This is a genomic window from Pedobacter jamesrossensis, from assembly GCF_042650905.1.
Lineage (GTDB): Bacteria > Bacteroidota > Bacteroidia > Sphingobacteriales > Sphingobacteriaceae > Pedobacter > Pedobacter jamesrossensis.
Genome location: NZ_JBHSBY010000081.1, coordinates 1 through 7,553, shown reverse-complemented (window position 1 = coordinate 7,553; position 7,553 = coordinate 1). Strand labels below are relative to the sequence as shown.

5 protein-coding genes are annotated in these 7,553 nt (G+C 32.8%); 3 read left to right on the top strand and 2 right to left on the bottom strand.

Going from position 1 to position 7,553, the window contains the following annotated elements; all coding sequences use genetic code 11:
• Positions 1 to 109: 109 nt before the first annotated feature.
• Entirely contained in the window at positions 110 to 751 is a 642-nt protein-coding gene (locus tag ACFOUY_RS09310) for a uridine kinase family protein (protein WP_378960234.1), read from the bottom strand.
• On the bottom strand, positions 744 to 2,273 hold the full coding sequence (locus ACFOUY_RS09305; RefSeq protein ID WP_378960233.1) for a LysM peptidoglycan-binding domain-containing protein: 1,530 nt from the start codon (positions 2,271 to 2,273) through the stop codon (positions 744 to 746). The genes ACFOUY_RS09310 and ACFOUY_RS09305 overlap by 8 nt, the downstream gene beginning before the upstream one ends.
• A gap of 280 nt (positions 2,274 to 2,553) precedes the next feature.
• Here ACFOUY_RS09305 and ACFOUY_RS09300 point away from each other — a divergent pair, with 280 nt between their 5' ends.
• The 3 genes from ACFOUY_RS09300 to ACFOUY_RS09290 all read left to right on the top strand — a co-directional run bounded on the left by ACFOUY_RS09300 (position 2,554) and on the right by ACFOUY_RS09290 (position 7,427).
• The gene (locus ACFOUY_RS09300) at positions 2,554 to 3,033 is read left to right on the top strand and encodes a Dps family protein (RefSeq protein ID WP_378960232.1); all 480 of its coding nucleotides are present in this window, start codon (positions 2,554 to 2,556) and stop codon (positions 3,031 to 3,033) included.
• A gap of 98 nt (positions 3,034 to 3,131) precedes the next feature.
• Positions 3,132 to 4,967 (top strand): UbiD family decarboxylase, encoded by a 1,836-nt coding sequence (locus ACFOUY_RS09295; protein WP_378960231.1) that lies wholly within the window; start codon positions 3,132 to 3,134, stop codon positions 4,965 to 4,967.
• 375 nt (positions 4,968 to 5,342) lie between these two features.
• Positions 5,343 to 7,427, top strand: a complete 2,085-nt coding sequence (locus ACFOUY_RS09290; RefSeq protein WP_378960230.1) for a hypothetical protein — start codon at positions 5,343 to 5,345, stop codon at positions 7,425 to 7,427.
• Positions 7,428 to 7,553: the final 126 nt, after the last annotated feature.

Below are 7,553 nucleotides of genomic sequence, written 5' to 3'. Positions count from 1 at the left end.
TTTACACTTAAATATCTGAAATTCAGCGCAATAAACCAAATTTAAACAGGCGAAAATTAATTTTTTTTCCACAAAAAAGAGACTGCCTTTTTGAGACAGCCTCTTTTTACTAAATATCTTTTAAAACTGTATTTCTAAGTTCCACAGAAATATCATCCGTTATTGCGATAATCTCTTCTGCCTTGTTTGTATTATTAATTACAATTTTATGGCATTGATCTTTATAGGGTAAAAGGTACTCTTTGTAAGCAGGCAAAACATGGTTGTGCCATTTGTATAAAACATCTTCTTCTGGGTATCCACGTTCTAAACCATCACGTTTTATACGTCTATCTAAAGCTACTTGTTCATCAGCATCTACAAAAATCATGTGGTCTAAAAGTGCCGCAATTTCTTTAAAGTGAAGAATGAAAAGACCTTCAACAATTATAATTGGTGCAGATTTTATTTCAAGAATTTTAACAACAGCCAAAGGATTATTAAAATTGTATTCTTTCTTATAAACAACTTCTCCATCAAGCAGTTGCTTAATATCTTTTAAAAACTGCTGACTATCAATGGTAGAAGGTAAATCGAAGTTGTAAAGTTTGTTTTCCTCTTGCGTCATTTCGCCCGCAGGGATGTAATAATCATCCTGAGAAACTAACGTAACCTCATCTTGTTTAAAATGATGGAGAAAACAGTTTAAGAAAAAAGTTTTGCCAGAGCCACTTCCTCCAGCGATACCAATAATAAATGGTTTTTTATTCAAGCTCATGCACACCGTACGTTAAATTGCAAAAAAATCTTTTGTCTAAAGCGCCTAAAGAATCAGCTACAGCTTTAGTCATTACAATTATAACATCTTTTGTGGATTCGTTCTCGGTAAATTTACCAACAACCTTTGCCAATGCAGTACGATTAGTCATTGGGTTAGTTAATTTAATAATAGTGCCAATAGGAGCAGTACGATGTAAAACAAGCATTTTTGAAGCATCTAAATCTGCATCAGAAATCGAAACTGCTGTACCTTTTTCTTCGATTTGACTTAAACCATATCTACTTGGTGCACCACGAAGTTTTGGGTCTTTAAATGATGTACTATCCGATTCTCCTTCTTGTTCTTGTTTCGCTAGTTCTGCAACCGATTTAGGTTCAGGTTGTTTCGGGATAACTAATTTCTGCCCGGTTGTAATCGTATTATCGTCAAGCTTATTCGCAATTCTTATTTGATAAGCCGTTAAATTAAATTTCTTAGCAATATTGAAGATGGTTTCTCCTGAGCCAACTGTGTAAACAAAGCTTTCATCTTTTGGCGTTTCTTTAACAACTTTCTCTACAACTTTTTCTTTTACAGCAGGTATTTCAGTCGTAATATCCGAAGGGATTTTCAAAACCTGACCTGTGGATAAAGTATTATCCGGTAGGTTATTCATTTTTCTGATTTGATAAGCAGTAATTCCAAACTGTTTAGCGATATTAAAAATACTTTCACCTTTTTTTACAGTATAGGTTCCCGGAGCATCTTTAACTTCTGATGTACTTGTAGGTGTTTCTGCAACTGAAACCACTTTATCACTATCGATATTTTTTGTTGCCGGAATTTTTAACTTCTGACCAATTCGAAGATTATTACCAGAAAGATTATTTGCCTTTTTAATCTCTTCCACGGTTGTTCCGTATTTTTCGGCAATCTTTCCTAAAAACTGTTTAGGTTCAACAGTGTGCTCAATCATCGTCTGGCTAGCCGATTCTACAGTTTCCGCTGCAGGAGCAGGTTTTTCTTTTACAGGAGGAATTACCTGTGTAGTTGTTGCAGCTGTATTTTGTACAGTTTCAGCATTTTTAACCGGAATTTTTAAAACCTGACCAATACTTAAATTAATACTTGTTAAATTATTTAATGCTTTTAATTCATTAATTGTAGTGCCGTATTTCTCAGCAAGCATATTTAAATTATCCTTAGGCTTAACAATATGCTCGCTTAAATTAGCTGTAGGAGCTGTTTGCGTAGCAGATGTATTGCCAGCAGAAGCAAATGGTAAATTTGTTGGAACCTTAATAATTACTCCAATTTGAAGATATTTATTGTCATTATATGCCATAATTTCTTTTGGCGGAACGTTGTATCTTCTTCCTATAGAATAGTAAGTATCTTTTGCAGCTGTTTGATGAACGATTAGTTTTTTGCCGTTATTATTTTCTACTCCGATTGAGTCGATTACTGCATTAGCTTTAGCATTTGCTGCATTTAAAGCAAATAGTAGAATAGCAGTTAAGCCTATTTTATACATTTATTTTTATCTAAATTTTATATGAGGGGTAGCAATTATACGAATAATATTATAAAAATTTTTAATCTCACAATTTGGAGTTTTAAAGTTTATAATGTATTCGCAGTACAATTTCACCTATATTTTGCTAGTTAACAAATAGTTGCATTTTATTTAATTTATGCAATTACCACTATTAAACGAACAGATAAATAAGGTATTGTTTGAATCCATTTTTTGATGAAACTTTTTACGCTATTCAATTGTTTAGAAGGCACATTAATACTAATAAAATAAAAAAATGGACGCTAAAGAAATAAGCTTAAACGAGAAAGAAGTTAAACCAGTTGTAGATCTATTAAACGATTATTTGGCAAACTATCATGTTCACTATCAAAAATTAAGAGGTTGTCATTGGAATATTAAAGGTCAAAACTTTTTTACATTACATATTAAATTCGAAGAGTTATATACGAATGCACAATTAACAATTGATGAAATTGCGGAACGTGTTTTAACTTTAGGGAAACCACCTCATAGTCGCTTTGCTGATTATATAAAAGAATCACAAATCAAAGAAATCAATACTATTGGTCTTAAAGATTTAGATATGGTTGATGCTGTTTTAGAAGATATGGCTACTTTAATTGAATTGGAAAGAACACTTTTAGATGCAACTGATAAAGCTGGAGATGATGGTACAAACGATATGGTTAACCGTTTTATGCAGTTTAAAGAGAAAAATACATGGATGTTACGCTCTTTCGCTGGAAAGAAATAATAATCTATTAATTGTAAAAAGCCGTAGATAAACAGATTTAAACGCTGTATATCTACGGCTTTTTGTTTTCAAGAATAAGTAAATATATATCTTTGGGCATGGCATATAAAAGTTTAGCAGAATGTGTAAGTGATTTAGAAAAACATGGACATTTAATCAGGATAAAAGAGGAAGTTGACCCATATCTTGAAATGGCTGCAATTCATTTACGTGTTTACGAAAATAACGGACCAGCAATACTTTTCGAAAAGGTGAAGGGAAGTCCTTTTCCTGCGGTTTCGAATTTGTTTGGTACGTTAGAGCGTTCTAAATTTATTTTTAGAGATACTTTGCCAAAAGTTCAGCAACTGGTTTCATTACGTAACGACCCGATGAAAGCTTTGAAGAACCCATTTAAATATGTTGGTTCTGCAATGTCTGCTTTATCAGCTTTGCCGTTAAATACGCCATCAGCAAAAAATAAATTCTTAAAAACTTCTATTAGTAAACTTCCTCAAATTGTAAACTGGCCAATGGATGGCGGGCCGTTTGTAACTATGCCGCAAGTTTATACAGAAGATGTAGATAAACCAGGTGTTTTAAATGCAAACTTAGGTATGTATAGAATTCAACTTGGAGGCAACGAATACATTCAGGATAAAGAAATAGGATTGCATTATCAAATTCATCGTGGCATTGGCGTCCATCAATCAAAAGCTAATGCTTTAGGCTTGCCATTAAAGGTGAGTATTTTTGTTGGCGGTCCACCTTCGCATCCTTTGGCAGCGGTAATGCCTTTACCCGAAGGCTTATCCGAAATGACTTTTGCAGGTGCTTTGGGCGATAGAAGATTCAGGTATTTTTATGATGATGAAGGTTTCTGCATTTCTGCCGATGCAGATTTTATTATAACCGGTACAGTTTATCCAAACCAAAATAAACCGGAAGGTCCATTTGGCGACCATCTTGGGTATTACAGTTTAACGCATCCTTTTCCGTTGATGAAGGTTCATAATGTTTATCATAAAAAAGATGCAATTTGGTCTTTTACAGTTGTTGGTCGCCCACCACAAGAAGATACAAGTTTTGGTGCGCTGATTCACGAAATTACTGGTTCAGCTATCCCTCAAGAAATACATGGCTTAAAAGAAGTTCATGCTGTTGATGCTGCAGGCGTTCATCCATTGCTATTTGCAATTGGTAGCGAACGTTATACGCCTTATCTTAAAGAACGCAGACCGCAAGAAATTTTAACCATTGCCAATCATATTTTAGGTAAAAACCAGCTTAGTTTGGCTAAATATTTATTCATTGCTGCCAAAGAAGATAATGAAGATTTAAGTACCCATGATATTGAAAGCTTTTTACAGCATATTTTAGAAAGAGTCGATTTTAAAACCGATTTACATTTTTATACCAATACTACAATTGATACTTTAGATTATAGTGGCGACGGATTGAACAGTGGATCTAAAGTTGTCGTAGCCGCTGCAGGTGATAAGAAAAGAGAACTCTGGGATAAGCTTCCTTCGGATTTGAATATCCCTGAAGGATTTAAAAATGCTGAAATTGCGATTCCTGGTATTTTTACCTTGCAGGCTGAACCTTATAAAAATGCAGAAAAAACTGCCGCAGAAATCACTTTGCTAAATATCGCTTTAAGGGATTCTGATTTGTCTGGTTTGCCACTTATTGTACTTTGCGATGATTCGGCTTTCGCTGCCGAGAATATAGATAATTTAGTTTGGATAACTTTTACAAGAAGTAATCCTGCGGCAGATATTTATGGTATTAATGATTTTACAAACAATAAACATTGGGGATGTAAAGGTTCTTTAATAATCGATGCAAGGAAAAAACCTCATCATGCACCAGAACTAATCAAAAATGAGTTAGTAGAACGTAAAATTGACGAAATGGCAAAAGATGGAGGCATCCTTCACAAAATAATTTAGTTTGAATATTTGAAATAATATTTAGATTTTAGGTAAATCATTCTAGATATGCCTCAAAAAAAACGATTATTATTCAATTTATTTTGTCTTCTTATTGCCTATGGGAATTTAAATGCCCAAGAAAATAAGATTGATAGCTTGGCTAAAAATCTTTCAAATTATTCACTTTCTAATAAACCATCGGTTTTATTTATTCATTTTGATAAGAATGTTTATACCAATAACGATCAAGTTTGGTTTACCGGTTACTTGTTAAAAACAGCAGCGGATTTATCAAAATATAATACTTTATATCTTTCGTTAATCAACAATCAGGATAGTTCTGTAGTTGTTCATCAAAAATTCTTTATCGAAAATGGATATGTTTTCGGGAACATGACTTTGCCAGATTCTCTTCAAAGTGGAAATTATAGATTTGTCGCAAATTCAAATGTTAAATTTGATGGAGTACCAGATATGCAATTTGTTCAGCCCATCACTATTAAATCTACTACAATTAATCCGTTAGTGGCGAGCATTTCTCAGTTTAAAACTAATGAAAAGGGAAATGGAACGGTATTACTAAAAGCCTTATCGAGTGATAATCGTTTTGTTTCTGCGGCTGACGTAAACTATATAGTTGGCAAAAATAATAAAGTGGTCAAATCTGGTAAAGCTAAAACAAGTATCATTGGCGAATTTATGATTGATTACCCTGCTGATAAAATTAATGCAGATAATAATCAGGTATCAGTCACTGTAAAAAAGAATAATCACATTAGCTACGCTAAATTCGATTTACCCATTAGCAGCGATAATTATAGTGTTAAGTTTTATCCTGAAAGTGGTAATCTAATTTTTGATATTGAAAACAAAGTAGGCCTGGAGATTAAAGATTTAAATGGTGTTGTTATAAATGCCAAAGCCGTTTTATTTGCCAACGAAAAAATTTTAGATACAATTAGCACAAATTCTACTGGAATGGGGAATTTCTTATTAACACCAGTATCAAATTTAAAGTATTCAGTTAAATTATTGGATAACGGAAATTTACGCGGTATTTATGAGTTGCCAAAACCGTTGGTTAGAGGAGCGAATATTAGATTAAACTCAGCTTTAAGCAACAATGAATTAAGGGCATTTATAGAAGGGAATTTTAACGGAGTAGTTCATCTTGTAGCTCATAATTATGAAGACATTTTTTTATCAAGCGAATTGAAATTAAAAAGTAAACAAGCTCTAAAAGTACTTTTGAAATTAGACTCTGTGCCGGTGGGGCTAAACACAATAACATTATTAGATAGTTCATACAAACCCATTGCTGAGCGAATATTTTTTGCGCATTACGATGGAATTGATCAACTACTTATTAATAGTGATAAAACAGACTATACAACAAGAGATAGTGTTAAACTAGATTTGAAGATTTTAGATAGTGATAACAAGCCGTTGAAAGGAATTGTTTCTGTTGCTGTAGTACAAGAAAATAGATTTACTTTAGCTAATAAAACGAATATCGTTGATTATGCTTATTTAGAAAGTGAGCTAAAATCATTGCCTATAAATTTATCAGGGGTTAAATATAATGACTCAGATTATCTTGAAAATATACTTTTGATAAAGGGGTGGCGGAAATATAAATGGCCTGAAGGCATATTAACTAATCCAATTACCAACCAACGGTTTTCAGACTATGAATACACAGGTGTTATTACAAAAAATAAAAAGGAAATAAAAACACCGGTTATATTAAATACAATAGCTGCAAGCAATGTCAATTCGTTCAATACAGATAGTAATGGTCGGTTTTTGTTACCCTATAACACACTTTTAATTAATGAAAAAGTTAAAGTTTGGCTCAATATAGATGTAAAAAATTATGCTGCTTATGAGGTTAAACTAAGCGATCCATCTGTCGCGATTAAATCTTATCAAAGAAAAATAAACTATGACGAAAATATAGTTGCAATGAGTGCTTTAGCTCCTTTTTCTGAAAGTATAACTTCTTTAGCTGGCATAAAACTAGATGAGGTAACAATTAAAAAGTCTGTTGATAACGGCTTAGACTTTGCTAGCTATGGTAGAAATGCATGCGGTGATTATGTATGTCAGTATGGAATTCTTAACTGCCAGAACCATAGTTTTGGTAAAATTCCTGTAAAGGGAAAGACCTATCCATCTAATGGTAGAGTTGTTATTTATCAGGGCTGTATAGAGACCGCTGTAAATCCGAATCTTTTAATGTTAAACGGAATCTCTTTGCCTAAAGAGTTTTATGTATCGGATATAACCAACAAGAATGAACCGATAAACTTTGCAACTGTTTATTGGAATTATCAATTGTTTATAAATAATAAAGGTGATACACAACTAAAGCTTACAACAGGTGATTTAACAGGAGCATTTAAAATAATTGTTCAAGGTATTACTGAAAATGGTGTCGTTTTTGGAGAAAAAACAATCCAGATAAAGAAGCCATAAAAAAAAACTCCTGATAAAACACGAGGGCACTGAAAAAGTCCACCCATAAAATTGTTTAAAAAAGGGAGTTAGAAACTATGTTTTCTGCTCCCTTTTTTGTATTTTAATGGTGTATTAAAACACTCT